Below are 24535 nucleotides of genomic sequence, written 5' to 3'. Positions count from 1 at the left end.
CCTAACGTGAAGCAAGGGCTGCGCGCAAGGCGGCGGGATCGGTGATCGGGGCGGAACAGGTCGAGCCCCGGCAGACATAGGCGGCGGACCGGCCGTCGATGGGCATTTTGCCGAAGGCCGGGTGATGATCGGGCAGGGGATCGGTGCCGCCGGTCCGCAGCAGGATCCGATTGGGCAGGGCGATCGCGGCGACGGCGCGTTCCAGCGCGTGGGCGCCGACGCCTGCGGTGATCACCACCTGGACCGAATCGGCCAGCAGGTCGAAGGCGGTCAGCAGGGCGGTGATGTTGGGGTAATGGTCGATGTCGAGGCCTGAGAAGGCGGCGATGGTGGCATCGGCGCGGTCACGCCAGCGGGTCTCGCCGGTGGCCAGCCACAATTTGGCCAGCAATTGGGCCATCAATCCGTTGGCCGACGGCACCGCCGAATCATGGACCGGCTTGGGTCGGACCAACAGGTCGCGGGCATCCGTGGCGGTCTGGAAGAAGCCGCCGCCGCTTTGGTCCCAATGATGGGTCTGCGCGGCGTCGGCCCAAGCGGCGGCCTGGCGCAGATAGGGGCTCTCGCCGGTGGTCTGGTAAAGGGCCAAGGCCGCCAGCCCCATCGCCGCCAGGTCATCGAGCAGGCCGACATCGGACAACCGGTCCAGGCGAAGCGAATGGGCCAGGCGATCGCCGGGCAGGGCCATGCGGGTGCGCACCGTCTCGAAGGCGCGCCGGGCCGCATCCAGCCAGCCAGGCTGGTCGAAGACGAAGGCCGCCTCGGCCAGGGCCGCGATCATCAGTCCGTTCCAGTCGGCCAGCACCTTGTCGTCGCGGCCGGGCCGGACCCGCTGGTCGCGGGCGGCCTTCAGGATCGGCCGGGCCCGGGCCAGCAAATCCTCGGCCCCTTCGGGCTGCGGGCCGGAGCGGTTGAGGATGGTCGCTCCTTCCCAATTGCCACGCTGGGTGATGCCATAGGCCTGGCGGAACCAGCGATTGGTCTCGGCATCCAGCAGGGAATCGATCTCGGCCGCCTGCCAGACATAGAAGCGGCCTTCATGACCCTCGGAATCGGCATCCAAGGTGGCGGCGAAGGCATCGCCCTCGGCCAGCATCTCGCTTTGCAGCCAGCCGATGGTCTCGGCGACCCGGTCGCGCCACAGCGGGTCGCCGGTCTCCTGCCACAGCAGGGTCAGCAGCGACACCAGTTGCGCGTTGTCGTACAGCATCTTCTCGAAATGGGGCACCAGCCAGATGTCGTCGGTGGAATAGCGCATGAAGCCGCCGCCCAGATGATCGTAGATGCCGCCCTGGCAGATGCGGTCCAGGGTCAGCAGCACGGCGTTTTTCATGGCGCTATCGCCGGTGCGCCGGGCCGAGCGCCACAGGAAGTCGAACAGGCCGGGTTGGGGAAACTTGGGCGCGCCGCCGATGCCGCCATGTTCGGTATCGACCATGCGCAAGATGGCCCGGGCCGACCGGTCCAGCAGATCCAAACTCAGCGCACCCGGACCCGGCGAGTGGGCGGCGCGGGCCAGGCCGGCCTTCAGGGCGGCGACGTTCTCGAACACCCTTTCCTGGGTCAGTTCCCACGACCGCGACACCGCACCCAGCACCTCGGGGAAGCTGGGCCGGCCCCAACGGGGCGAGGGCGGGAAATAGGTGCCGCCCCAAAAGGGCTCGGCCGCGGGAGTGCAGAACATGGTCAGCGGCCAGCCGCCATGTTGGCCCATCAGCCCCAGCGCCTGCTGATAGATGGAATCGAGATCGGGCCGTTCCTCGCGGTCGATCTTGATGGCGATGAAGTCCCGGTTGACCTGTTCGGCGATGGCCGGGTCCTCGAAGCTTTCATGGGCCATGACATGGCACCAATGGCAGGCGGCATAGCCGATGGACAACAGGATCGGCTTTCCCTGCGCCTTGGCTTCGGCCAGGGCCTCGGGGCCCCACGGCCACCAATCCACCGGATTGTCCTGGTGCTGCAGCAGATAGGGGCTGGTCTCGCCGGCAAGGCGGTTGGTCATGGACGATATCCGGGTTCGGTGTGGCGTTGCGAAGGCGGGTGTGAAGGCTTAGTTTGGTATGCGACGCCCGTTTGGCAAGCCGTAAGGGATGGCAAGATGAAGATCACCGTCGATATCGACTGCACGCCGGAAGAGGCGCGGACCTTCCTGGGCCTGCCCGACGTCCGCCCGATGCAGGACGCCCTGATGGCTCAGATCCAGGAGCGGATGACCGCCAGCCTGCACGCCATGGAGCCGGAAGTGATGCTGAAGACCTGGCTGCCGGCAGGCGTGCAGGGCATGGAGCAGCTGCAGAAGATGTTCTGGGCGCAGTTCGCCAATGCCGGCCGCGGGGGGAAGAAAGAGTGAGCCGCCCCACCGATCCCGCCCCCTATTTCAGCCTGCACGTCTTCGTCTGCACCAATCGCCGGCCCGACGGTACGCCGCGCGGCAGCTGCGCCGGTCACGGCTCGGAATCCTTGCGCGACTATCTGAAGGCCAAGGCCAAGGAAGCCGGCCTGAAGGACGTGCGGATCAATTCCGCCGGCTGCCTGGATCGCTGCGGGTTGGGGCCGGTGCTGGTGGTCTATCCCGACGGCATCTGGTACGGCTTCAAGACCCACGCCGACATCGACGAGATCCTTGAGACCCACCTGGTCGGCGGCGGTCGGGTCGAGCGGCTGATGCTGACGCCCGACCAGGGCAAATGACCCAGACTATTTTTGCCCTGGCCAGCGCACCGGGACGGGGAGGCGTCGCGGTGTTTCGCCTGTCCGGGCCGCTGGCCGGGCCGGCCTTGGTCAGCCTGACCGGATCATTGCCGCCGGCCCGCATGGCGGTTCGGGTGCGGCCCACCCATGAGGGCGAGGTGATCGATGACGGCCTGGCCCTGTGGTTTCCCGGGCCGGCCAGCTTTACCGGCGAGGATGTCTGCGAGCTGCACCTGCATGGCGGTCGCGCCGTCGCCGCCGCCCTGGCCCATGCGCTGGTGGGGTTGGGTCTGCGCCCGGCCGAACCGGGCGAGTTTTCCAAGCGCGCCTTCCTGAACGGCAAGCTGGACCTGACCCGGGCCGAGGCCATCGCCGATCTGGTCGATGCCGAGACGGCGGCGCAGCGGCGCCAGGCCCTGCTGCAATTGGATGGCGGGCTGGACCGGCTGGCCGAGGGCTGGCGGGCCGATCTGATCCGTGCCCTGGCCCTGCTGGAGGCCTGCATCGATTTTTCCGACGAGGATCTGCCCGACGGCGTGACCGACCAGGCGGCCCAGCTGGTGGCCCGGCTGGCGGCCGAGCTGCGTGGCCATCTGGCCGAAGGCGTGCGGCACGAGCGGCTGCGCGACGGCATCCATGTCGCCATCCTGGGTGCCCCCAATGCCGGCAAGTCCAGTCTGCTGAACCGCATCGCCGGGCGCGAGGTGGCCATCGTCTCGGCCACCGCCGGCACCACCCGCGACGTCATCGAGGTACATCTGGACTTGCAGGGCTGGCCGGTGGTGCTGGCCGATACCGCCGGACTGCGCGAGGCCGCCGAGGAGATCGAGGCCGAGGGTATCCGCCGCGCTTTGGTCAAGGCCGAGGCGGCCGACCTGAAATTGCTGGTATTTGATGCGGGCTGTCCGGCCGATGCCGCCACCCTGGCCCTGCTGGGCGGGGATTCGGTGGTGGTGGCCAACAAGGCCGATCAGCCGGGCAGCGATGCTTTTTCCATCGACGGCGCCGCCCCGATCATGCTATCGGCCCGCACCGGCGCCGGTCTGGACGAGTTGCTGGAACGGTTGACCGGCGAGGTGGCGTCCCGCTTCGCCCTCACCCAGGCGCCGGCCCTGACCCGGGCCCGCCACCGGGCGGCGGCGACCGAGGCCTTGGTCGCGCTTGGTCGCTTCGACCCGGGACTGGGGCTGGAACTGGCCGCCGAGGAGATACGGGCGGCGGCTGGGGCCATCGGACGGATCAGCGGCCGGGTCGATGTCGAGGACGTGCTGGATGTGGTGTTTGGCGAGTTCTGTATCGGCAAATAGGTGTTTCACGTGAAACGAGATGCGCAGCTGACGGCCGACGTGGTGGTGATCGGCGGGGGTCATGCCGGGTGCGAGGCGGCAGCCGCCGCGGCCCGCACCGGCGCCGACACCATCTTGCTGACCCAGCGCCTGGACACCCTGGGCGAGATGAGCTGCAACCCGGCCATCGGGGGCCTGGCCAAGGGCCAGCTGGTGCGCGAGATCGACGCGTTGGACGGCTTGATGGGCCGGGCCATCGACCAAGGCGGCATCCAGTTCCGTATCCTCAATCGCTCGAAAGGGCCGGCGGTGCAGGGGCCGCGCGCCCAGGCCGACCGCAAGCTGTACCGCCGGGCCATGCGGTCCTTGCTCGAGGGCCAGGAGAATTTGCGGCTGGTGCAAGGGGCGGCCGACGATCTTGTGGTGACCGATGGCGCGGTGACCGGCCTGGTGCTGGCCGATGGCCGCACCATCGCGGCGGCAGCGGTGGTGGTGACCACCGGCACCTTCCTGTCCGGCCTGATTCATTGCGGCGAGCGGAGCTGGCCGGCCGGCCGGGTCGGCGACGCCCCCAATTACGGATTGTCGCGGGCCTTGAAGCGTCTGGGCCTGCCGCTGGCCCGGCTGAAGACCGGCACCCCGGCCCGGCTGGACGGTCGCACTATCGATTGGGCCGGGTTGGACATGCAGGCCGGTGACGATCCGCCGGTGCCGTTCTCGACCCTGACGGCATCCATCACCCAGCCGCAGGTCCGCTGCGGCATCACCTATACCAACGCCGCCACCCACGGGGTGATCATTGCCAACCTGCATCGCTCGGCGATGTATTCCGGTCGTATCCAATCGGTCGGCCCGCGCTATTGCCCGTCGATCGAGGACAAGATCGTCCGCTTCGCCGACAAGGATCGCCACCAGATCTTCCTCGAGCCCGAGGGGCTGGACGATCCGACCGTCTATCCCAACGGCATCTCGACCTCGCTGCCGGCCGAGGTGCAGGACGCCATGATCCGCACCATGGCCGGACTCGAGCGGGTGACCATCCTGCGGCCGGGCTATGCCATCGAGTATGATTTCGTCGATCCGCGCGCCCTGGATCGCTCGCTGGCGGTGCGCACGGTGCCGGGCCTTTTCCTCGCCGGCCAGATCAACGGCACCACCGGCTACGAGGAAGCCGGCGCGCAAGGCCTGGTCGCCGGCCTCAACGCCGCCCGTCGGGTGGCCAGATCGGCGCCTTTGATCCTTGACCGTGCCGACGCCTATATCGGGGTGATGATCGACGATCTGGTGCGGCTGGGCACCAGCGAGCCGTACCGCATGTTCACCTCGCGCGCCGAATATCGGCTGCTGCTGCGCTCGGACAATGCCGATCTGCGTCTGACCCCCATCGGCGAGGCCATGGGCTGCGTCGGACCCGAACGTCGCCAGGCCTTCGCCCGCCGTCTGGCCGGGTTGACGGCGGGGCGTGCGATGCTGGACCAATTGTCAGCCAGCCCGACCGTGCTGGCCCGGGCCGGTTTCGCCGTCAATCAGGACGGGGTGGCGCGCTCGGCCTGGGACCTGTTGGGCTATCCCGACATGACGCTGGCCCGGCTGGCGGCCCTGTGGCCCGAGCTGGCCGCCATCGACCCGGCCAGTGCCGAGCAATTGGAGATCGAGGGCAAGTATCGTGGCTATCTGGATCGGCAGGAGGCCGACATCCGTGCCTATCGCCGCGACGAGGGGCTGGAACTGCCGGCCGATCTGGATTATGCCCAGGTCGGCTCGCTGTCCAACGAGGTGCGGCAGAAATTGGCGGCGGCCCGGCCGGCCAGTCTGGCGGCGGCGGCCCGCATTCCCGGGGTCACCCCGGCGGCGATTTCGGCCCTGCTCGGGCATGTGAAACGGCGAGGGGCGGCATGAACAGCATTTGGTGTTTCACGTGAAACAGACCCCCTATGGAATGGAACAGTGTCTGGCCGACATCGCTGTTTCACGTGAAACCGGCGAGCGGCTGCAGACCTATGCCGATCTGCTGGTCAAATGGCAGGCGCGGATCAATCTGGTCGGGCCGGAAACCATCCCCAGCCTGTGGCAGCGGCATTTCCTGGATTCCGCCCAGCTTTTCCCGCTTGTTCCCCAATCCGTCCACAGACTTGTCGACATGGGGTCGGGCGCCGGCTTTCCCGGCCTGGTCCTGGCCATCCTGGGGGTGCCCGACGTCCATCTGATCGAAAGCGACGGGCGCAAATGCGCCTTCCTGCGCGAGGCCGCCCGGGTCACCGCCACCAAGCTGACCATCCACAATGCCCGCATCGAGCAGGTGGCCCCGTTGGCGGCCGATCTGGTGACCGCCAGAGCCCTGGCACCGTTGGAAAAACTGCTGTCCTGGGCCGAGCCGCATCTGGGGCCGGGCGGCGAATGTCTGTTCCTGAAGGGCCGGGCGGCGGAAGACGAATTGACCCAGGCGGCCAAAGAATGGATATTCTCGCTCGACCGGGTCACTTCCCTGACCGATCCGGCCAGCTCCATCCTTCACTTGAGAGAGGTCCGCCGTGGTCGAGCAGAGCGTTAGCAACGCCGCCCGCATTATCGCCATCGCCAACCAGAAGGGCGGGGTCGGCAAGACCACCACCGCCATCAACCTGGCGACCGCCATGGTGGCGACCCGCAAGAAGGTGCTGATGATCGACCTGGACCCCCAGGGCAATGCCAGCACCGGCCTGGGCGTTGACCGGGCCGATCGGGCGATCAATTCCTATCACGTCCTGATCGGCGAGGCGAAACTGGCCGAGGCGGTGCGCGAGACCGAGATTCCCGGCCTGTCGGTGGTGCCGTCGGGCGTCGATCTGTCGGGTGCCGAGATCGAGCTGGTGGAAATGGCCCGGCGCGAGGTCCGGCTGGCCGAGGCCTTGAAGCCGGCGGTGGCCGGCTGGGATTACGTGCTGATCGATTGCCCGCCATCCCTGAACCTGTTGACCCTGAACGCCCTGGTGGCGGCCCACGCGGTGCTGGTGCCGCTGCAGTGCGAGTTCTTCGCCCTGGAAGGCATCTCGCACCTGGTCAAGACCATCGAGGCGATCCGCCAGGGCTTCAATCCCGGCCTGGAATTGCAGGGCATCGTGCTGACCATGTTCGACAAGCGCAACAACCTGACCGAACAGGTGGCGGCCGACGTGCGCGCATTCTTCGGTGACAAGGTCTATGACACGGTGATCCCGCGCAACGTGCGCATTTCCGAGGCGCCGAGCCACGGCAAGCCGGTGCTGATCTACGATCACAAATGCGCCGGTTCGGAAGCTTATATCCATCTCGCCGCGGAAATGCTGAAGCGCGAGCGGCGCGCGACGAAGGGGGCGTAAGGAACGTGGCTGAGGAAAAGCGACGCAATCTGGGCCGCGGTCTGTCCGCGCTGTTGGGCGATTCGGCGGTGGCGGCGGCGGCGGCCGTTCTGGACGGCCAGGCCCTGGCCGGGACCGCCAAGCCTGCCGGTCTGCGCACCCTGCCGATCGGCGAGCTGAAGCCCGGCAAGTTCCAGCCGCGCCGGCAATTCGACGAGGCGGCCATCGCCGACCTGGTGGAATCGGTGCGCTCGAAGGGCGTGCTGCAGCCGATCCTGGTGCGGCCCTACCAGGGCGCCTACGAGATCATCGCCGGCGAGCGCCGCTGGCGGGCGGCGCAGCGGGCGCAATTGCACGAAGTCCCGGTGATCATCCGCGAGTTCACCGACAAGGAGGCCCTGGAGGTCGCCCTAGTCGAGAACCTGCAGCGCCAGGACCTGACCGCGCTGGAAGAGGCCGACGGCTATCGCCGCCTGGTCGACGAGTTCAACCACACCCAGGAAGAGCTGGCCAAGGCGGTCGGCAAGTCGCGCAGCCATGTCGCCAACATGATGCGTCTGCTGGCCCTGCCGGACAGCGTCAAGACCCTGCTGGAAGAGGGCCGCATCACCGCCGGCCACGCCCGCGCCCTGCTGACCTCGGCCGATCCGGCCGGCCTGGCCCGCCAGGTGGTCGATCGCGCCCTCAACGTCCGCCAGACCGAGAAGCTGGCCGGGGCGGGCGCCAAGCCGAAATCGGCCGGCGGGCGGCCGTCCAAGGCCTCGGCCAAGGATGCCGACACCGCCGCCCTGGAACGCGACCTGACCGAGATGCTGGGCTGCCGGGTGCGCATCACCCCGCAGGGCAAGGGCGGCGAACTGACCGTCGAATATGGCAGCCTGGAACAGCTTGACGACATTCTGTCGCGGCTGTCGGGCGAGAAATAGGGATCATCCCAAATCCGAAGGGATGTTCGGATTTGGGATGCGGCGCCCATTGCGGGCGCGGCCAAGCGAACCGGAGGTTCGCGCCCGGCGAGGGGCGAACATAAGAACCACCAAATCCGAAAGGTCGTTCGGATTGGGGTTCATTCGACCCGGCAGGCCTCGGCGAAATCCAGCCGCGGCCCACGCGGATACAGGCCGGCCGGGTCGCCATGGCCGATATTGAGCAGGAAATTCGACCGCCAAGTCGTGCCGGCCAGGAAGGCGGCATCGATCCGGGCATTGTCGAAGCCGCTCATCGGCCCGCAATCAAGCCCGACCGCGCGCAGCGCCAGGATGAAATATCCGGCTTGAAGCGTGGCGTTGCGAAAGGCGGTGGCCTGGATCAGGGCATCGTTGCCTGCGAACCACGATCTGGCGTCGGCGTGGGGGAACAGGGCCGGCAGCTTGTCGTGGAAGGCCATGTCCTGGGCCAGGATGGCGGTGACCGGGGCGGCCATGGTCTTTTCCAGGTTGCCGGGCGCCAAGGCCGGGCGCAGCTTTTCCTTGGCGGCCGCCGATCGGACGAACACCACCCTGAGCGGCTGGCAATTGGCCGAGGTCGGCCCCATCCGCGCCAGATCCCAGGCGCGCCGAAGCTGGTCGTCGGTGACCGCCTGGTCCCGCCAGCGATTGTGGGTTCGGCCGTTCAGGAACATCTGGTTCAGCAGGTCGGTGTCGGCCGGGGTAGTCATCGGCAAGCTCCTGTCGTACAAAGGGAAGTGTCGGTCGCCTTTCAATGTAGGGGCAGGGGCGGGTCGAGGGTAGAGGGTGATGCGGGTTCGGGCTTTGACATGGGCGCTGGCGGCGCTGCTAATGGTTGCGACAAGCGCGGCCGGGGCTGCGGATTCGGCGGTGGTCTTCACCTACCACCGCTTCGGCGACAGTCGATTCCCCAACGCCAACACCCGGCTGGATCAGCTGGAAGCGCATATCGCCGAGCTGAAGAACGGCGGCTACCGGGTGCTGCCGCTGCCCGACATCGTCGATGCCCTGACCAATGGCCGGCCGCTGCCCGACAAGGCGGTGGCGCTGACCATCGACGACGCCTGGTACACCGTCTGGGAACATGCCTGGCCCCGCCTGCAGGAGGCCGGTCTGCCGTTCACGGTGTTCGTCGTCACCGACGAAACCGATCGTGGCGGCACCGATTACATGGGGTGGGACCGCCTGCGCGAGATGGTGGCCTCGGGCCTGGTCACCATCGGCAGCCAAGGCGCCGGCCATCCCCATCTGCCGGCGCTGTCAGCCGCCAGCGTTGCCGAGGATTTGGCGCGATCCAAGGCTCGTTTCGTAACCGAACTGGGGAAGGCGCCGGATCTGTTCGCCTGGCCCTATGGCGAGATGAGCCTGGAGGCGGCGGCCGTCATCCGCCAGGCCGGCTTCAAGGCCGCTTTCGGCCAGCATTCCGGACCGCTGTGGGCCAAGGCCGACCGCTGGTTCCTGCCGCGCTTTCCGCTGAACGAGACCTATGGCGAGCCGGACCGCTTTCGCCTGGCCGCCCGCTCGCTGCCGCTTCCGGCCGTCGATGTCAGCCCGGCCGACCCCAAGCTGACGGTCAACCCGCCCCCGTTCGGCTTCACCCTCGAAGGCGACGTGCCCGGTCTCGACCATCTGGCCTGCTACACCTCGCATGATGGCCGCGCCGCGACCGAACGCCTGGGCGAGCGCATCGAGGTGCGCATGAGCAAGCCGATCCCGCAAGGCCGGGGCCGCCTGAACTGCACGGCGCCGTCTCTGGATGGCCGCTGGCGCTGGTTCGGCTGGCAATTCACGGTGCCATAGGGCGAAGCCTAAATCGGCATTAGAATACCGAATTACCCTTTACCGATCCCCTGGCGCGAGTTATGATGGCGCTATGATCGGAACCCTTTATATCAGCCACGCCACCATGGACCTCTCGCCCGAGGATTTGGCCAAGATTCTGCGGGTGTCGGTGGCCAACAATCCCAAACGCGGCATCACCGGCGTATTGATGTATCACGAAGGGATGTTCCTGCAATATTTGGAAGGGCCCGAGGCCCAGGTGGCCGAAACCCTGGCGGTGATCAAGGACGACCCCCGTCATCGCAACATGTTCGTGCTGATCAACGACCAGATCGCCGAGCGGCATTTCCCCGATTGGGCCATGGCCCTGGCCGATCCGACCCTGATGCCGCCCAAGGACCAGGATTTGTGTCGACGGCTGCATGACGCGGTGTCCGACCATGTCACCGGCGTCCTGAAACGCCAGTTGCAAAGCCTGGTCTCCAACTTTCACCGCATCGCCGACAACCGGCCGCGCTGAACCCGGCTTATTCGACCGGCGGCGGGACGTTCAGGCCGCCACAGCTGCACTTATAAAGCATCTCGGCTTCGATCTTCGAAAGATCCATGTTGTGGACCATCTGGCGACCGCAATGGGCGCAGAAATAGTCGTGGCCGCCGCGCCCGACGGTGGAAATCCCGGTGTCGAAGATATTGCGGCCGTTCACTTCATAGGGGGCCACCGGCAACATCATGATCTCAGCCATTGTCATTATCCTATCGATATGAATTACCAGCCGGCGGCGGCGCCGTCCGAACGGGGATCGGCGGCCCCTTCGATGGTGCCGCCGGCATGGCGCAACAAGGCCCCGGCCTGACCCAGCGCCGGGTCGAACGGGGCGACTTCGGTGATCTGGTGACCGGCGGCGGCAAGGGCCTCGACCACCTCGGGCGAAAAGCGGGCTTCCAGCTTCAAATCGCTGGCGATTCGTCCGTCCAGGCCGCGGCCCAGGGCGAAGCGCGGCGCCGAGACCGCTTCTTGCAGGTCCTGGCCCAGCAAGATGGCGCGGGTGAAGATCTGCGACACCACCTGCGGCTGGGCGTCGCCGCCCATGCATCCCCACACCAGGGACCGACCGTCCTTCAGGCGGGCCAGCGCCGGAGCCAGGGTGTGCAGCGGCTTGCGCCGGGGCTCCAGGGCGTTGCGGTGGGCCGGGTCCAGGGCGAAGGAACTGGCCCGGTTGTGCCACACGATGCCGGTGGACGGTGACACCACCCCCGAGCCGAAGGCGTGGAACAGGCTTTGGATATAGCTGACGGCGCGGCCCTGGCCGTCGATCACGCCGATCCAGGCGGTATCGGCGTCCTGGGCCGGGTGCGGCCAGTGGGCGGCGCGGGCCGGATCGATCTCGCCGGCCATGCGGTCCAGCAGGTGATCGGTCAGATAGGTGGTGGCATGCACCGACATGCGGTGCGGATCGGTCAGGTGGGCGTTGCGCACTCGATAGGCCAGCTTGGTCGCCTCGGCCAGGCCATGCACCCAGGCGAAACTGTCGGGCTGGCTGATGCCCAGACGCTGGAACACCCCCAGCAGGATCAGCGTCGCCAGCCCTTGCGTCGGCGGCGCGGTGGTGAAAACGGTGCCGGCCGGCAGGCCCAGCGACAGCGGCCGGCGGCGCATGCCGCGATGGCGGGCCAGGTCCTCGGCCTTCAAAGGCGATCCGGCGGCCTTCAGATCCTCGGCCAGGGCGCGGGCGATGTCGCCGCGATAGAAATCGTCCAGCCCCACCTCGGCCAGGCGCTCGAAGGTCTCGGCCAGGCGGGGCTGGGTGTGGATGGCGCCGACCGGCAAGGGTTTATTACGGTTCAGGAACGTCGCCGAAAACCCCGGGGATTTGCGCAAGACCGACAGGTTCCGCGCCAACGAATCAACCTGGTGGCGGGTGACGGCAAAGCCGTCGCGGGCCAGGTGGACGGCATCCTCGAACAGGCGGTCCAGGCCCATGCCGCCGCCCCAATGGGCCGACACGTCGAGCGCCAGCTGCCAGCCCGACACCGCGCCGGCCACCGTCGCCGCCGCCAGGGGTCCGCGCACCGGCACCGCCTTCAGGCGATGGCCGCGATAAAGATCGGCATCGACCTTGCCGCCGGCGGCACCCGACCCGTCGATCGAGACCGGCGGCTTGCCCGGTTCGGCGATCAGCCAAAAGCCGTCGCCGCCCAATCCGTTCATGTGCGGATAGACCACGGCCGAGGCGGCGGCGGCGGCGATGGCGGCTTCGATGGCGTTACCGCCCTCGCGCAGGATGGCAAGGCCGGCCTGGGCGGCCAAGTGGTGCGGTGCCACCACCATGCCGCGCCGGGACATGGGCGTATTGAGCATTCAGAAGGAATCCGCTCTGCGGGTGTTCGGCGGACCAATATTGCGTCAACCATTCTGTCCCGTCCAGAGCTTGCCATTACGGGGCCATTCGTGGCACACCGGGCCATGACCGCGACCACCCTGACCCTGACCTGGGACCAACTGCACCGCGACGCGGTGGCGCTGGCCGAAATGCTGCGCGCCAAGGGCCCGTTCGCCGGAATCTTCGCCGTCACCCGCGGCGGCATGATCCCGGCGGCGATCATCGCCACCGAGCTGGATCTGCGTCTGATCGAGACGGTGTGCGTGTCCAGCTATGACGACCGCGCCCAGGGCGAACTGGACGTGCTGAAGGCCGCCTCGGGCGACGGGACCGGCTGGCTGGTCATCGACGATCTGGTCGATAGCGGCGCCACCGCACGCGCCATCCGCGCCATGCTGCCCGGTGCGCATCTGGCGGCCATCTACGCCAAGCCGGCCGGGGCCGACACCCTGGATACCGCACTGACGGCGCTGCCCCAATCGACCTGGGTGGTGTTTCCATGGGAAGCCCGGCCGGCCCAGGCTTGATTGCCGAAGGCCCGCCGGCCATAATCGGCATCCGAGTACCAATTTAAGCCGAGGCCGGTCATGTCCCTGTACGTCCGCCAGCACCGCGTCGCCTGGGGCGATTGCGATCCCGCCGGCATCCTTTATACCCCCCGGGTCTTCGACTATTGCAACGAGACGCTGGAAGGGTGGTATCGCGATATCCTGGGCTCGGCATGGATGCAGATGATCGCCACGGGCACCGGCTCGCCGATGGTGCATGTCGAATGCGACTTCATCCGCCCGATGGCCCCCGACCTTGAACTGACGGTGTCGGTGCGCATCGAACGCCTGGGCAGCGCCTCGATCACCTTCCTGATCGACGGCCATGGACCAACCGGAGACCAGCATTTCGCCGCCAAATACGTGGTGTGCATCACCGATTTCAAGCAGGCCAAGGCCATCCCCATTCCCGATGCCCTGCGCGAGCGGGCCGAGGCCTATGAGCGGACGACGCGCCAACCCTAACGAGCGGGTGACGGGCTTATTATTTTCCTCTAATGTGCGGCCATGACCATCCGCCTTGCCATTCTGTCCGACCTGCATGTGGAAAAAGGCCCGTGGACCATGCCGCCGATCGAGGCCGATCTGGTGGTGCTGGCCGGGGATATCGGCTGGGGCGTCGAGGGTGCCTTGTGGATCGCCGACCATCTGCGGGCCCGCCCGGCGGTCTATGTCGCCGGCAACCGCGAATATTGGCACCATGTCGCCGGCGCCGACCCCATCGCCGAACTGCGCCGCGTCACCGGCCGGGTTCCGGGATTACGCTTCCTGCAAGATGAAGTGGCCGAATTTCCCATCGATGGCCGCACCTTGCGGGTGCTGGGCTGCACCCTGTGGACCGATTACGCCCTGACCGGCGACGCTGCCGGGACGATGGAAAAGGCGCAGGCCAGCATGCCGGACTACAAGAATGGCCGCGGTGCCCATGGCGCGACGCTAACCGCTGCGCAGGTGCTGGCGTGGAACCAAGCCTCGGCGGCCTTTCTGCGGGCCGAACTGGCCCGGCCCCATGCCGGCCCGACCCTGGTGGTCACCCACCATCTGCCGTCGGCCCGGGGCCTGAAGGCGCCGCGCCCCGATCACGTGCCGACCACCTGCTCGGTATCGGGGCTAGACGACATCATCGCCGCGCACGGCCCGGATCTGTGGGTGCACGGCCATTCCCATTGGGATTGCGATTATTTCGAAGGCCCCACCCGCATCGTCAGCCGCCAGCGCGGCGCCCCCGAGAACGAGAACTTCCGGCCGCTGATCCTCGAGCTGTGACGGATCAGTCGTTGGCCGCCTTCAGGACGGCGCGGGCTTCGTGCTCGTCGATCTGGTGCATGTCGCCCAGATGGATTTCCCAATTGGCGACGAATTCGGCCACCGCCAGGGTCAGGCACTCGTCCAGGCTCTTGTCGGTTTCCGCCGCGAGCTTTTCCAGGCGTTCCTTCAACTCGGTGGGAATGGTGACCGCCAGGGTTTCCATGATCGTCCTCGAAAATGCCGGCTTAAAGAATGCCAAGGGCCGCAAGTTTACCCCCTTCCGTCCCGGCGTGCCAGGGGGTAGAACCGCGTCATGGCCAACGACAAGCGCCCGCGCCCGCCGACCCTGACCCTTGATCCGTCCGACCGGCTGGTGTCCAGCGCCGACGGACCCGCCGCCGCGCCGCCGCCGCCGCGCCAGCCGGCCGCGCCCAGGCGCGCCCGCAAGTCGGGCGGCGGGGGTGGCCAAGGGCGCGGGCCGAAGCGATCCTGGCTCAAGCGGCTGGTGCTGTGGGGGGTGACGGCGGCGATCTGGGTCGGGGTCGGGGTCGCCGGCCTGGTGGCGTGGTACGCCATGGATCTGCCCGACATCGACGGCATGACCACCACCACCCGCCGTCCGGCGGTGGTGTTCCAATCGACCAACGGCGAGACCTTCGCCACGTTCGGCGACGTCTATGGCCGGCCGCTGGAACTGGCGGAAATGGCGCCCACCATCGCCCAGGCGGTGATCGCCACCGAGGATCGCCGCTTCTATCGCCATTTCGGCCTGGATGTCTGGGGTCTGGCGCGCGCCACCGTCACCAATATCCGGGCCGGCCGGGTGGTGCAGGGCGGATCGACCATCACCCAGCAATTGGCCAAGAACCTGTTCCTGACGCCCGACCGCACGCTGAAGCGCAAGGTCCAGGAATTGCTGATGGCCCTGTGGCTGGAGCGGCGCTTCACCAAGGAGCAGATCCTGACCATCTACCTGAACCGGGTCTATCTCGGTTCGGGGACCTTCGGGGTCGATGCCGCCGCCAAGCGGTATTTCGACGTCTCGGCCAGCCGGCTGGACCTTTACCAATCGGCGGTACTGGCCGGGCTGTTGAAGGCGCCCAGCCGCTATTCCCCGCTGAACGACCCCGAGGCCAGCCACAAACGAACCCTGGACGTGCTGTCCAACATGGTCGAGGCCGGCTTCATCGATCGGCGCGACGCCGATCTGGCCGCCCTGACCGGCGCGGCGCGTGCGGTCAAGCGGCCGGTGCCGGCCGGACGCTATTTCGCCGATTGGGTGATGAGCCACCTGTCCGAGATGGGCGACGTGCAAGGGCGTGACATCGTGGTCCACACCACCTTGGATCTGGGCCTGCAAAGGAAGGCCGAGGCCGATTTGAAGGCCATGCTGGATGGTCCCGGCGCCAAGGCCGCCGCCACCCAGGGTGCGGTGGTGGTGATGGCCCCCGACGGCGCGGTGCGCGCCCTGGTGGGCGGGCGCGACTATGACGACAGTCAGTTCAACCGCGCCACCCAGGCGCAGCGCCAGCCGGGCTCGTCGTTCAAGCCGTTCGTCTATCTGGCGGCGATGGAACAGGGCCTGACGCCGTCGGACACCTTCGACGATGCCCCCATCAAGCTGGGCAATTGGAAGCCCGGCAATTACAACGGCAAGTTCGAGGGGCCGGTGACCTTGCGCCGGGCCTTCGCGCAAAGCACCAACACCGTCGCCGTCCGCCTGATCGAAGAGGTCGGCCCCGGCCGGGTGGTCAATCTGGCGCACAAACTGGGCATCGTTTCGGAACTGGGACGAGAGGCGTCGCTGGCGCTGGGCACCAGCGAGACCAATCTGTTGGAACTGACCACCGCCTATTCCGCCTTTGCCAATGGCGGTTACGGCGTGCAGGCCTTCGGGGTCGAGGCGGTCACCGATCCCGACGGCAAGGTGCTGTGGAGCCGTCAGGGCGAGGGCTTCGGCAAGGTGATCTCGGATCAGGCGCTTTTGCACATGCAGGAGATGATGAGCGCGGTCCTGAGCGAGGGCACCGGCAAGGGGGCGCGTCTGGACCGGCCGGCCGCCGGCAAGACCGGCACCACCCAGGATTATCGCGATGCCTGGTTCATGGGCTTCACCGCCGATTATGTCGCAGGCGTGTGGCTGGGCAACGACGACCAGCGCCACGAGATGAAGAAGGTCACCGGCGGCGGCCTGCCCGCGACCTTGTGGAAAAGCGTCATGACAGCCGCCCATCGCGGCCTGCCGGCCCGCCCGCTGGCGGTGCCCGAACCAATCCCCTCGGCCGCGGCCAGTACCGAAGGCACCGCCGGAGAATGGCCGAATGCCACCTCGGGGTCTGGTCCGATCCGGGCCATCGGCAACGCCATCGATGATCTGTTGAACAGTATCTTCGGTCGCTAACCCGCTGATCCGCCCCCGATTCTGACCATCGACACCGCCTTGGGTTCGGGTCTAAACTGCCGGGCAAGGGATCGCACCCGATCATCAGGGGTGGAGGCTGGGCATGGCGGAAGATGGTGGATTGGAAATGTTGCTCGACCGGGTACCCCCCGACGTCGTGCGCAGCTTCACCGAGGAACAGCGGGCCGCCCTTTACCAGGCCATCAAGCCGGCCAGCTGGCGTCGGCACCCCATCAACATCCGCCTGACCTTCCCGCTGTTTTCCAACCGCTACTTCATCACCGTGGTCGGCGGCATGGAAAAGCGCTCGGGCGAGCGGGTCAGCCGCGAGATGCGCATGTTTCCCTTGCGCACGGCCGGCAATGTGCTGTTCCTTCTCGGCCTGGGCGGCGCCTTCTATGTGGCGGCCGTCCTGGGTATCTTCATGTTTTCCAACCTGATCGAGTTCTGATCCGCCAACTCCGGGAATTCACATGACCTCTGCATGCCCCTGCGGCTCGGGCCGCGGCTTCGACGATTGCTGCGCCCCCTTGCTGGCCGGCCAACCCGCCCCCAGCCCCGAAGCCCTGATGCGCTCGCGCTACAGCGCCTTCGTCAAGGGTGACGTCGCCTACCTTGGCACCACCCTGGCCCCCGAGGCGCTGGTCGATTACGATTCCAAGGAAACCGAGGCGCTGGTCGAGGCGGCCCGCTGGCAGGGTCTGGAAATCCGCTCGAGCGGCATCGACGAAACCGGCGAGAAGGGCCATGTCGAGTTCGTCGCCCGCTATACCGCCGGCGGCAAGCCCTATGTTCATCATGAGCTGGGCTCGTTTCGAATCGTCGAGGGCCGCTGGCTCTATGTCGATGGTGTGATGAACCCGCGCCCGCCCCAGCGGGTGGTCGCCAACAAGGTCGGCCGCAACGATCCTTGTCCGTGCGGTTCGGGTCAGAAATTCAAGAAGTGCTGCGGCGCCTAACTCCCAGCCTTCAATCCCGGTCGGGCATGGTCCGGTAAAGCTGGAAGCCGCGCCCCTCGAACACCGGCTGCAGGTGGTCGGGGTCGGGATTGGCGGCGCCCGGCCGGGTATAAAGGATGTAGACGAAGTCATAGCGGCCCGGCCAGGCGTCCCAGAAACGGGCGGCGCCCGGCACCGGCCCGTCGATCGAGGCCAACATCTGGCTGACGGTGGGCGGGTCGCCGTCGTCGCGATCGACCAGATCGGCGAATTCGGGACGGATCGCCAGCACCTGCTTGCCCGGCACCGCGAAGATGGTCGAGACCAGCGCGTCGCGATCGATCACCGCCCATGACGGCGCGTGACTCAGCGCCTGTTCCATCACCATGCCGCCGGCCGGTTCGTCGGCATGGGCGACCAGCACGGTGGCCCCACGCGGCATCCGACCGACGGCTGCGCGCATATCGGCGGTGATGTCGGCCAGATCCAGCCAGTTGGCCTGGACCTCGACGGTTCGGGCCAGGGTCAGCCCGGCGATAAAGGCATAGAAGGCGCCGCGCGACAGTCGGCCCCTGAGTTCGGGGGCGACGAACCCGATGGTCAGGAACACCAGAGCCACCGGCAGCCGCTGGTCGGCGATCCACGAACCGAACAATTGGCGCGGCATGGCCAGGAACACCACGCCGCCCAGGGCCAACAACACCCAGCCGGCACCATGCAGACGCAGCAGGTCGCGCTTGGCCAGCCACACCGTCGCCCCCACCAGGATGGCGGCGAACACCATGTCGACCGGATCGCGATACAGCTGCACCGTCAGGTAAAGCCCGTCCAGCTTGCCGTGGGATTCCCACAAATTCATCTTCGACAGCCCCAGGGTCGGGCTGGCCAGGATCAGCGGGATCACCGGGGCGAAGGGCAGGGCGAAGGCGGCCACATCGCGCCAGGTCCAGGCGCCGCGCCGCTGGGCCAGGCGCCAGAGCTCGAAGGCCAGCAGGGTCAGGCCGTACAGGCCGACGGCGAACAGGTGGCACAAAAACAGCACCAGCACGATGATCGCCGAGGCCAGGCCCCGCCGGGCGACCGAGCGATCGCGCAAGGCGATCCACAGCGCCACCCCCCACAGGGCGATGCCGACGCCCAGCAGGTAATTGACCAGGCCGTACAGGAAGATGCCGTTATAAACCAGCGGGAAGGCCAGCAACGGCCAGGGGCTGAACCGCCCCCACAGCGCGCGGTGGATGGCCATCGGCCCGGTGACCAGCAGCAGGACCATCATGGTCAGGAACAATTGGCCGGCGCCCGGCAGGCCCAGGTGATGGACCAGCGGCGGCACCATCACATCCATGATCAGATTGGGGATCACCGCCCATTCGATGGCATAGGTGCGCGCCAGCGCGGTATTGGTCCCGATGTCGGCCAGAATCCCCATGCGGGCCAGGTGATTGACGAAGTCGGTCAGCGGCGGCACCGGGACCGTCGCAACCGGAAGCGTCACCAGGAAGGTCAGGCAGGCCACGGCGATGGCGAAGGATCGTCCGCCGGTCAGGGTGGGAAGGGCAAGGACGGCCGAAAGGAAGAGACGCATGAAGAACCCTGGTGTGGTGATTTTGAAATTCGCGGCCTTCCGCGAATTTCAGGGATAAGCAGGACACTAGAACAGGACGGTGTCGCCGTCATAGGCGGTAAGATACCACGCCGCACCATCGGATTGCTCGGTACACGTCCGGTAATAGCACGGCCAGGTGGGAAGCGGCCGGGTCAGGCCGCCCAATCGCGCGATCGTCGCCTGAAGCGGCTGGGCCATCCCGCCCACTTCCAGCAAAGCCGCCCCTTCGGCGGCGGCCAGGCGCACGGCGGCACCGACCAGATCGGCGACCATGGCGGGATCGTCCTCGCGGACCAGCAGGTCGGCCATCCGCCAGCGGGTCAAGCCGATGGCCTCGGCATCATCGCGGATCAAGATCGCATAACCGTCCAGCTCGCCCGCCCGGTCGATGGCGAGGACCCGCAAGCCGTCGCGAGCGGCATGGGGCAAGACGTGCCAGGCCAGGGCAGGCGCGGTGCGGTCGGCGAACAGCTGGTCCGGGTGTTCCCGCCGCTTGGCGGCGAACAAGCGGTCGAAGCGGGAATCGAAGGGCGCGGTGCTTTCCACATTCACGGCGCGCCGGGGTGCTGCGGGCCAGGTCAGGCCGACCGGCAGGCGCAGATGGCGCGCTGCCCCGGCTCCCGGCCAGCCCTTCTTGCGCAGGCTTGCCGCCAGGAAACCGCCGGCATCGGTGACCCAGAAGCGGACGCGGTCCAGGCCCGGCTGCGGCACCGGCAGGCCGCCATAACGCTGGAACAGCCGCCCGGTCGCCTTGATGCCGGTGGTGACCAGGATCATATCGACGTTCGGCTGGGCGAAATAGGCGTCGGACAACAGGCCGGTGGCGTCGCGATGGGGCTTTTCGACCCCCCATTGGCTGGCGATGGCCACGGTCAGGCGCTGGTCGCCCCGCCAATAGGCCTGGGCGTAATTGGCGAAGAAGCCGACCATGCGGCCATCGGCCTCCAGCACCCAGCCGGGCAGGGGGTCAGAACCGTCGTGCGACAAAGCCGGATTATCCAGCCACAGGCGGCGCCAATGGGCGGCGACGGCCTGTTCGCCCGACGGCATGACCAGCCCCAGGCGGCGCAGCAATTCGGTCGCCTCGGCTCCGTCGGCCAGGGTGGCGGGGCGCAAGACGCGGTTCATCCCCGCTCCAGCAGGAAGGTGCGCAATTGGTAGTCCGGGTCGTTGGCCAGGGTATGGTCGCGGCGGATGAAGAACGGCGAATCACCGGCCCGGGTCGGCCCGCGCACGGTGGTCGCGAACGAGCCGTAGCCGCAATCCTCGGCGATCTTGGGGTCGCGCTCGGGCAGGAAGGTCGTGCCGGGCTGGCCCCACGGGCAGCAGAAATGGCGGCATTGACCGCCCAGTTCGGCCTCGATTCGGGCCTTCGAAACGGTCAATTCGGTCGCGACCGCCCGTGCGTCTAGCGCTGACAGGCGGGCATGGCCGTCGGTATGCGACCCCACCACCATGCCGGCAGCCTGCAAGGCCCGGCAATCCTCCCAGCTCATGAATTCCATCAACCGGGTCTCGCCGGGATAGAAACCCAGCAGCAGGTCGCGGTCGCGCTCGGGGTCGGTGCCGATGAAGCGGGTGGCGACGAAGAACGCCGCCGTCGCCCCGTGCTCGACCAGGATCGGCAGGGCATGGGTGGCGCAGCTTTTGAAGCCGTCGTCGAAGCTCAGGCAGAAATAGCGCCCGTCGATGGGATCGCCCGAGCGCATCAAGGCGATGGCATCGTCCCAGCCCAGGAATTCGCCGTGGCGCCGCATCCAGCGCAATTGCCGGGCGAAGCCGGCCCGCTCGTCGGCAAAGACGTGGTGGTAATAGGGGAAACGCAAGGCGGCCCGTCGCCCGCGGCCGGGCAGCAGCGACAATCCGGCCAAGGCGGCGCGGCGCAGACCAGCACGCAGGCGCGCCGCCGGCCCGAGCCGTCCTTCGAATTCGGCGATGGTGCTGACCGGAATCATGATTCCTCCGTCCGGATCAGACGATAGCCGCCCGGCTCGGTCAGCAGCAAGGCGGCGCCATCGGGATCGGCCTCGATTTTGCGGCGCAGGCGGTAGATATGGGTTTCCAGGGTGTGGGTGGTCACCGATCGGCCATAGCCCCACACCTCGGCCAGCAGGGTCTGGCGATCGACGGCGCCGTCGGCCTTGGCCAGCAAGCTCAAGATCGCCGCCTCCTTGTCGGTCAGGCGGACCCTGTGCCCGTCCTGGTGAACCAACATGCGGCCAGGGGCATCCAGGCACCACCCGCCGAAGCGGACCCGGCAGGCCTCGCGCCGGGCCAGGGCGGCCGTCACCGCCGCCAGCAGCGGGGCCACGCGCACCGGCTTGGTCAGCGCGACCCAGGCCAGCGAACCGTCGGTCGGCGCGGTCGCGGCAACCACCAGATCGGCCGCGGGCAGTGCGCCGGTGCCGTCGGTGCTGGCAACCGCATGGCCGGCGTTTCGCAGCACCTCGGCCAGGGTGTCGCGCACCACGGAATCGTCGTCGATCAGCAAGATCAGGGGCGTTGACTTCATCCGCCCAGATATAAACCGAAAGACGGCCGGCGGGAATGGCGGCGGACCTTTTTCCGGCGGACGAAAACCGCTATGGTGCCAGGCCCAAACCCCCGTGAAGGTCCCATGACGAAGCCGCTTGACGTCTCTCCCGGTCCCAACCAGCCGCCGCCGCCGCCACTGATCGCCGTCGATCGCGCCGTGGCCGAGTTGCGGCGCGGTGCGGTGGTGGCGGTTCGCGGCACCGACAGCCGGGTGGCCTATGCCCTGGCCGCCGAGGCGGCGACGGCCGACAGTCTGGCCCACCTGACCACCCTGGCCGGCACCCGGCCCTGCCTGATTCTCAGCAACCGTCGCGCCGCCGTGCTGGGCCATGACGTTGCCGCGCCCGCCGCCCGGGTCGATCTTCCCGCCGGGATCGACCCGCTGACCGTCGCCTGGCTGGCCGATCCGGTCGCCCGCGACGTTCCCCAGCCGGATTTGTCGACGCTGACCATGCAGCCGGTTGCCGCCGGCTCGGTTCCGGCGGCGTCGGTGGCACTGGCCAAGCTGGCCCGGCTGCTGCCGGCGACCTTGGTGGCGGTACCGACGGCGGGCGCCTTGTTGCTGTCGGGCGTGGTGGTGGTCGACGTCGCCGCCATCGAGGAGTACCAGCAGACGGCGGCCCGCTCGCTGCGCAAGGTTTCCGAGGCCCGCGTGCCGCTGGTCGATGCCGAGAACGCCCGCATCGTCGCCTTCCGGCCCGCCGATGGCGGCATCGAGCACCTGGCCATCATCATCGGCGAGCCCGATACCGCCCAGCCGGTGCTGGCCCGCCTGCATTCCGAATGCTTCACCGGCGACCTGCTGGGGTCGCTGCGCTGCGATTGCGGCGACCAGTTGCGCGGCGCCATCGCCGAAATCGCTCAGGCCGGCGCGGGCATCTTGCTGTACCTGTCGCAGGAAGGTCGCGGCATCGGCCTGGTCAACAAGCTGCGGGCCTATCAGCTGCAAGATGACGGGCTTGATACGCTGGATGCCAACCTGCAGCTGGGATTCGACGATGACGAGCGGATCTATCTGCCGGCGGCGCAGATGCTGCGGCTGCTGGGTGTCGAGCGGGTCCGCCTGCTGACCAACAATCCGCTGAAGGTCGAGGCCCTGGCCGCCCACGGCGTGGTGGTGGCCGAACGGGTGCCGCATGTCTTTCCGGCCAACGACCATAATCAGGGATATCTGCGCACCAAGGCCACCAAGGGCGGTCATCTTTTCTAGGCTGCCCGGCATTTTCTGCCGAAATAGTGCCGCGCCTCCAAGGCATATCACGTAAAATCAACGGGTTAGAGTTTGGCATCGGGTTTGCACAGTAGAAGCTGTCATTCATCGAGGCCTGCCATGAGCATCAGCGCGTCCGCCCAAGCTCCGACCTATTCCGATCCCGATCGGCTGGTGCCGTTCCTGGCGTCGGAACGCGCCGACACCGCACGCGCCGCCGCCGTCGAACGCGACGCCAAGGCCGCCGGCAAGGACCTGTCGATGTTCGCCGAGGAGGAACCCAGCTTCTGGGATGTCCTCGACGTCATCAATCCGCTGCAGCACATTCCGGTCATCAACACGCTTTACCAGGAACTGACCGGCGACAAGATCGGCGTCGGCGCCCGTCTGGCCGGTGGCGCCCTGTTCGGCGGCCCGATCGGTCTGATCGCCTCGGCCGCGGGCTGCGTCATCGAGCAGGAAACCGGCAATACCGTGGGCGGTCACGTCCTGGCGATGTTCAAGGACGATGCCCCCACCACCGCCATCGCCCAGGCCAAGCCGGAAGAAGCAGGCGCCCCGATGCAGGTGGCCGCCGCGCCGGTGGTCACCTTGCCCGAGCCGATGCCGGGCCAGACCCAGACGCCGCAGGTGATGTTCACCGCCGATGGCATGGTCGCCTCGCCGGCAGCGGCGCCGGCGCCCCAGGCGGCGGTCCAGAAGGTGGCGTTGGCCCAGCCGGCGGCACCCCTGGCCGATGCCAAGCCCTTCACCCCTATCGGCCAGCAGCCGAGCCGCTTCATGCCGATTCCCAACCGGATGAGCGCGGTCAACCCGCAGCCGCTGCAGCCGATCAGCGTGCCGGTGTCCAATTCCGGCAGCCGGTCCAACGTGCCGATCACCGGCCGTGATCCGGTGTCGGCCAACAATGCGTCCAACGCCATGGCGGTGCAGAAGATCATGGCCGACCAGGGACTGGGCGGCCAGGCGCATCCGATGCTGCCCGGCTCGGGCAAGATGGCGGTGCCCCCGACCGGCATGCCGGCGCCGCCGGCCGATTGGGTCCAGTCGATGAACAAGGCGCTGGACAAGTATGAAAAGGCCGGCAGCCTGGCGACCCGGCCGCAGCCCACCACCACTCTTGACCTGCAATGATGCGCATCGATGTCGGCGCCGATGGCTGGCTGAGCTGGAACGGGCGGCGGATCGCGTGCCGGCTGGGACGGTCGGGAATCATCGTCGATAAGCGGGAAGGCGACGGCGCCACCCCGGTCGGGGCTTGGCCGCTGCGCCGGGCGCTGTACCGGCCGGATCGGCTGGCCCGGCCGGTCACCGGGCTGGAGGTCGCGGAAATCGGCCCGGCCGACGGTTGGTGCGACGATTCCGCTCACCCCGATTACAATCGCTCGGTCGAACTTCCACATCCGGCCCGCTGCGAAAAGATGTGGCGCGACGATCATCTGTACGACGTGGTGGTGGTGCTGGGCCACAACGACGATCCGCCGGTCGCCGGACGGGGCAGCGCCATCTTCCTGCATGTCGCCGATCCCGAGGGCAAGCCGACCGAGGGCTGCGTCGCCATCGACCTCGCTGACCTGCTGGACTTGCTGGCCGATTGCCGGCCCGGCGATCTTTTGGTGGTGTCTGCGCTATAGTGTCG

Annotated in this window: 27 protein-coding genes; 18 read left to right on the top strand and 9 right to left on the bottom strand. The window is 67.7% G+C overall.

What is annotated here, in order from left to right; all coding sequences use genetic code 11:
- Window position 1 precedes the first annotated feature (1 nt).
- Window positions 2-2005: a thioredoxin domain-containing protein gene (locus tag MTBLM5_RS14515; RefSeq protein WP_173976793.1), complete on the bottom strand. Its 2004-nt coding sequence runs from the start codon at window positions 2003-2005 to the stop codon at window positions 2-4.
- Between the two features lie 96 nt (window positions 2006-2101).
- Between MTBLM5_RS14515 and MTBLM5_RS14510 the strand changes: the two genes are divergently transcribed.
- Genes MTBLM5_RS14510 through MTBLM5_RS14480 form a run of 7 tightly spaced genes read left to right on the top strand, consistent with a single transcriptional unit; the run spans window position 2102 to window position 8223 of the window.
- Window positions 2102-2353, top strand: a complete 252-nt coding sequence (locus MTBLM5_RS14510; protein WP_173976792.1) for a DUF6489 family protein — start codon at window positions 2102-2104, stop codon at window positions 2351-2353.
- On the top strand, window positions 2350-2694 hold the full coding sequence (locus MTBLM5_RS14505) for a ferredoxin (protein ID WP_173976791.1): 345 nt from the start codon (window positions 2350-2352) through the stop codon (window positions 2692-2694). Before MTBLM5_RS14510 ends, MTBLM5_RS14505 begins: the two co-directional genes overlap by 4 nt.
- A complete protein-coding gene (mnmE, locus tag MTBLM5_RS14500) occupies window positions 2691-4001 on the top strand; it encodes a tRNA uridine-5-carboxymethylaminomethyl(34) synthesis GTPase MnmE (protein WP_173976790.1) in 1311 nt (436 codons plus the stop codon). The genes MTBLM5_RS14505 and mnmE overlap by 4 nt, the downstream gene beginning before the upstream one ends.
- A gap of 9 nt (window positions 4002-4010) precedes the next feature.
- Window positions 4011-5879 (top strand): tRNA uridine-5-carboxymethylaminomethyl(34) synthesis enzyme MnmG, encoded by a 1869-nt coding sequence (gene mnmG / locus MTBLM5_RS14495; protein WP_254431062.1) that lies wholly within the window; start codon window positions 4011-4013, stop codon window positions 5877-5879.
- Window positions 5880-5919: 40 nt separating this feature from the next.
- Window positions 5920-6531, top strand: coding sequence for a 16S rRNA (guanine(527)-N(7))-methyltransferase RsmG (gene rsmG, locus MTBLM5_RS14490; RefSeq protein WP_173976859.1), 612 nt, complete (start codon window positions 5920-5922; stop codon window positions 6529-6531).
- Window positions 6512-7318, top strand: a complete 807-nt coding sequence (locus tag MTBLM5_RS14485; protein ID WP_173976789.1) for a ParA family protein — start codon at window positions 6512-6514, stop codon at window positions 7316-7318. The genes rsmG and MTBLM5_RS14485 overlap by 20 nt, the downstream gene beginning before the upstream one ends.
- Before the next feature lie 5 nt (window positions 7319-7323).
- On the top strand, window positions 7324-8223 hold the full coding sequence (locus MTBLM5_RS14480; protein WP_068498978.1) for a ParB/RepB/Spo0J family partition protein: 900 nt from the start codon (window positions 7324-7326) through the stop codon (window positions 8221-8223).
- Between the two features lie 140 nt (window positions 8224-8363).
- Here MTBLM5_RS14480 and MTBLM5_RS14475 read toward each other — a convergent pair whose 3' ends face one another.
- The gene (locus tag MTBLM5_RS14475; protein WP_173976788.1) at window positions 8364-8954 is read right to left on the bottom strand and encodes a malonic semialdehyde reductase; all 591 of its coding nucleotides are present in this window, start codon (window positions 8952-8954) and stop codon (window positions 8364-8366) included.
- A gap of 121 nt (window positions 8955-9075) precedes the next feature.
- Here MTBLM5_RS14475 and MTBLM5_RS14470 point away from each other — a divergent pair, with 121 nt between their 5' ends.
- Window positions 9076-10044, top strand: coding sequence for a polysaccharide deacetylase family protein (locus MTBLM5_RS14470; protein ID WP_254431061.1), 969 nt, complete (start codon window positions 9076-9078; stop codon window positions 10042-10044).
- Window positions 10045-10117: 73 nt separating this feature from the next.
- The gene (locus tag MTBLM5_RS14465) at window positions 10118-10546 is read left to right on the top strand and encodes a BLUF domain-containing protein (RefSeq protein ID WP_173976786.1); all 429 of its coding nucleotides are present in this window, start codon (window positions 10118-10120) and stop codon (window positions 10544-10546) included.
- A 7-nt stretch (window positions 10547-10553) separates the two neighbouring features.
- Here MTBLM5_RS14465 and MTBLM5_RS14460 read toward each other — a convergent pair whose 3' ends face one another.
- Both MTBLM5_RS14460 and MTBLM5_RS14455 read right to left on the bottom strand, forming a co-directional pair.
- Window positions 10554-10772: a hypothetical protein gene (locus MTBLM5_RS14460; protein WP_173976785.1), complete on the bottom strand. Its 219-nt coding sequence runs from the start codon at window positions 10770-10772 to the stop codon at window positions 10554-10556.
- Window positions 10773-10795: 23 nt separating this feature from the next.
- A complete protein-coding gene (locus MTBLM5_RS14455; RefSeq protein WP_173976784.1) occupies window positions 10796-12388 on the bottom strand; it encodes a gamma-glutamyltransferase family protein in 1593 nt (530 codons plus the stop codon).
- A 105-nt stretch (window positions 12389-12493) separates the two neighbouring features.
- Between MTBLM5_RS14455 and gpt the strand changes: the two genes are divergently transcribed.
- From gpt to MTBLM5_RS14440, 3 genes are read left to right on the top strand one after another with little or no spacing between them, the layout of a single operon-like run.
- Complete coding sequence (gene gpt / locus MTBLM5_RS14450; protein ID WP_173976783.1) at window positions 12494-12937, top strand: xanthine phosphoribosyltransferase; 444 nt, start codon at window positions 12494-12496, stop codon at window positions 12935-12937.
- Between the two features lie 60 nt (window positions 12938-12997).
- Window positions 12998-13423 (top strand): thioesterase family protein, encoded by a 426-nt coding sequence (locus MTBLM5_RS14445; RefSeq protein WP_173976782.1) that lies wholly within the window; start codon window positions 12998-13000, stop codon window positions 13421-13423.
- 42 nt (window positions 13424-13465) lie between these two features.
- Complete coding sequence (locus tag MTBLM5_RS14440) at window positions 13466-14224, top strand: metallophosphoesterase (protein ID WP_173976781.1); 759 nt, start codon at window positions 13466-13468, stop codon at window positions 14222-14224.
- A gap of 4 nt (window positions 14225-14228) precedes the next feature.
- On the opposite strand, the gene MTBLM5_RS14435 is transcribed toward MTBLM5_RS14440, so the two are convergent.
- Window positions 14229-14429: a hypothetical protein gene (locus MTBLM5_RS14435; protein ID WP_173976780.1), complete on the bottom strand. Its 201-nt coding sequence runs from the start codon at window positions 14427-14429 to the stop codon at window positions 14229-14231.
- A gap of 90 nt (window positions 14430-14519) precedes the next feature.
- Between MTBLM5_RS14435 and MTBLM5_RS14430 the strand changes: the two genes are divergently transcribed.
- From MTBLM5_RS14430 to MTBLM5_RS14420, 3 genes are all read left to right on the top strand, one after another.
- Window positions 14520-16607 (top strand): transglycosylase domain-containing protein, encoded by a 2088-nt coding sequence (locus tag MTBLM5_RS14430; protein WP_173976779.1) that lies wholly within the window; start codon window positions 14520-14522, stop codon window positions 16605-16607.
- Between the two features lie 103 nt (window positions 16608-16710).
- Window positions 16711-17058, top strand: a complete 348-nt coding sequence (locus tag MTBLM5_RS14425) for a hypothetical protein (RefSeq protein ID WP_068498958.1) — start codon at window positions 16711-16713, stop codon at window positions 17056-17058.
- A gap of 22 nt (window positions 17059-17080) precedes the next feature.
- Window positions 17081-17566 carry a YchJ family protein gene (locus MTBLM5_RS14420; protein WP_173976778.1) on the top strand — a complete coding sequence of 162 codons (486 nt, stop codon included), beginning with the start codon at window positions 17081-17083 and terminating at the stop codon, window positions 17564-17566.
- A 10-nt stretch (window positions 17567-17576) separates the two neighbouring features.
- Here the strand turns inward: MTBLM5_RS14420 and MTBLM5_RS14415 are convergent, their stop codons facing one another.
- From MTBLM5_RS14415 to MTBLM5_RS14400, 4 genes are all read right to left on the bottom strand, one after another.
- Window positions 17577-19130 carry a hypothetical protein gene (locus MTBLM5_RS14415; RefSeq protein ID WP_173976777.1) on the bottom strand — a complete coding sequence of 518 codons (1554 nt, stop codon included), beginning with the start codon at window positions 19128-19130 and terminating at the stop codon, window positions 17577-17579.
- Between the two features lie 66 nt (window positions 19131-19196).
- Window positions 19197-20279 (bottom strand): hypothetical protein, encoded by a 1083-nt coding sequence (locus MTBLM5_RS14410; protein ID WP_173976776.1) that lies wholly within the window; start codon window positions 20277-20279, stop codon window positions 19197-19199.
- Window positions 20276-21106, bottom strand: coding sequence for a polysaccharide deacetylase family protein (locus MTBLM5_RS14405; protein ID WP_173976775.1), 831 nt, complete (start codon window positions 21104-21106; stop codon window positions 20276-20278). Before MTBLM5_RS14405 ends, MTBLM5_RS14410 begins: the two co-directional genes overlap by 4 nt.
- On the bottom strand, window positions 21103-21663 hold the full coding sequence (locus MTBLM5_RS14400; RefSeq protein WP_173976774.1) for a winged helix-turn-helix domain-containing protein: 561 nt from the start codon (window positions 21661-21663) through the stop codon (window positions 21103-21105). Before MTBLM5_RS14400 ends, MTBLM5_RS14405 begins: the two co-directional genes overlap by 4 nt.
- 105 nt (window positions 21664-21768) lie before the next feature.
- Between MTBLM5_RS14400 and ribA the strand changes: the two genes are divergently transcribed.
- The 3 genes from ribA (at window position 21769) to MTBLM5_RS14385 (ending at window position 24530) form a co-directional block, all read left to right on the top strand.
- The gene (ribA, locus tag MTBLM5_RS14395; protein ID WP_173976773.1) at window positions 21769-22896 is read left to right on the top strand and encodes a GTP cyclohydrolase II; all 1128 of its coding nucleotides are present in this window, start codon (window positions 21769-21771) and stop codon (window positions 22894-22896) included.
- Window positions 22897-23016: 120 nt separating this feature from the next.
- Window positions 23017-24030: a hypothetical protein gene (locus MTBLM5_RS14390; protein WP_173976772.1), complete on the top strand. Its 1014-nt coding sequence runs from the start codon at window positions 23017-23019 to the stop codon at window positions 24028-24030.
- Entirely contained in the window at window positions 24027-24530 is a 504-nt protein-coding gene (locus MTBLM5_RS14385; RefSeq protein WP_173976771.1) for a L,D-transpeptidase, read from the top strand. The genes MTBLM5_RS14390 and MTBLM5_RS14385 overlap by 4 nt, the downstream gene beginning before the upstream one ends.
- The last annotated feature ends 5 nt before the right edge of the window (window positions 24531-24535 follow it).

The sequence above is a fragment of the Magnetospirillum sp. LM-5 genome (genome assembly GCF_902729445.1).
Taxonomy (GTDB): Bacteria; Pseudomonadota; Alphaproteobacteria; order Rhodospirillales; family Magnetospirillaceae; genus Magnetospirillum.
Note: the sequence above shows the minus strand (reverse complement) of the source record. Positions and strands in the feature narration are given on the sequence as shown.

Bases quoted from the DNA above. Each gene is read 5' to 3' on its own strand.
- MTBLM5_RS14470 (WP_254431061.1), top strand. From the start codon at position 9,076: ATGGTTGCGACAAGCGCGGCCGGGGCTGCGGATTCGGCGGTGGTCTTC.
- MTBLM5_RS14400 (WP_173976774.1), bottom strand. From the start codon at position 21,663: ATGAAGTCAACGCCCCTGATCTTGCTGATCGACGACGATTCCGTGGTG.
- gpt (WP_173976783.1), top strand. From the start codon at position 12,494: ATGACCGCGACCACCCTGACCCTGACCTGGGACCAACTGCACCGCGAC.
- MTBLM5_RS14510 (WP_173976792.1), top strand. From the start codon at position 2,102: ATGAAGATCACCGTCGATATCGACTGCACGCCGGAAGAGGCGCGGACC.
- MTBLM5_RS14435 (WP_173976780.1), bottom strand. From the start codon at position 14,429: ATGGAAACCCTGGCGGTCACCATTCCCACCGAGTTGAAGGAACGCCTG.
- rsmG (WP_173976859.1), top strand. From the start codon at position 5,920: ATGGAACAGTGTCTGGCCGACATCGCTGTTTCACGTGAAACCGGCGAG.
- MTBLM5_RS14390 (WP_173976772.1), top strand. From the start codon at position 23,017: ATGAGCATCAGCGCGTCCGCCCAAGCTCCGACCTATTCCGATCCCGAT.
- MTBLM5_RS14405 (WP_173976775.1), bottom strand. From the start codon at position 21,106: ATGATTCCGGTCAGCACCATCGCCGAATTCGAAGGACGGCTCGGGCCG.
- MTBLM5_RS14465 (WP_173976786.1), top strand. From the start codon at position 10,118: ATGATCGGAACCCTTTATATCAGCCACGCCACCATGGACCTCTCGCCC.
- MTBLM5_RS14385 (WP_173976771.1), top strand. From the start codon at position 24,027: ATGATGCGCATCGATGTCGGCGCCGATGGCTGGCTGAGCTGGAACGGG.
- MTBLM5_RS14455 (WP_173976784.1), bottom strand. From the start codon at position 12,388: ATGCTCAATACGCCCATGTCCCGGCGCGGCATGGTGGTGGCACCGCAC.
- MTBLM5_RS14420 (WP_173976778.1), top strand. From the start codon at position 17,081: ATGACCTCTGCATGCCCCTGCGGCTCGGGCCGCGGCTTCGACGATTGC.
- MTBLM5_RS14475 (WP_173976788.1), bottom strand. From the start codon at position 8,954: ATGACTACCCCGGCCGACACCGACCTGCTGAACCAGATGTTCCTGAAC.
- MTBLM5_RS14410 (WP_173976776.1), bottom strand. From the start codon at position 20,279: ATGAACCGCGTCTTGCGCCCCGCCACCCTGGCCGACGGAGCCGAGGCG.
- MTBLM5_RS14430 (WP_173976779.1), top strand. From the start codon at position 14,520: ATGGCCAACGACAAGCGCCCGCGCCCGCCGACCCTGACCCTTGATCCG.
- mnmE (WP_173976790.1), top strand. From the start codon at position 2,691: ATGACCCAGACTATTTTTGCCCTGGCCAGCGCACCGGGACGGGGAGGC.
- MTBLM5_RS14515 (WP_173976793.1), bottom strand. From the start codon at position 2,005: ATGACCAACCGCCTTGCCGGCGAGACCAGCCCCTATCTGCTGCAGCAC.
- MTBLM5_RS14440 (WP_173976781.1), top strand. From the start codon at position 13,466: ATGACCATCCGCCTTGCCATTCTGTCCGACCTGCATGTGGAAAAAGGC.
- MTBLM5_RS14415 (WP_173976777.1), bottom strand. From the start codon at position 19,130: ATGCGTCTCTTCCTTTCGGCCGTCCTTGCCCTTCCCACCCTGACCGGC.
- MTBLM5_RS14445 (WP_173976782.1), top strand. From the start codon at position 12,998: ATGTCCCTGTACGTCCGCCAGCACCGCGTCGCCTGGGGCGATTGCGAT.
- MTBLM5_RS14425 (WP_068498958.1), top strand. From the start codon at position 16,711: ATGGCGGAAGATGGTGGATTGGAAATGTTGCTCGACCGGGTACCCCCC.
- ribA (WP_173976773.1), top strand. From the start codon at position 21,769: ATGACGAAGCCGCTTGACGTCTCTCCCGGTCCCAACCAGCCGCCGCCG.
- MTBLM5_RS14460 (WP_173976785.1), bottom strand. From the start codon at position 10,772: ATGGCTGAGATCATGATGTTGCCGGTGGCCCCCTATGAAGTGAACGGC.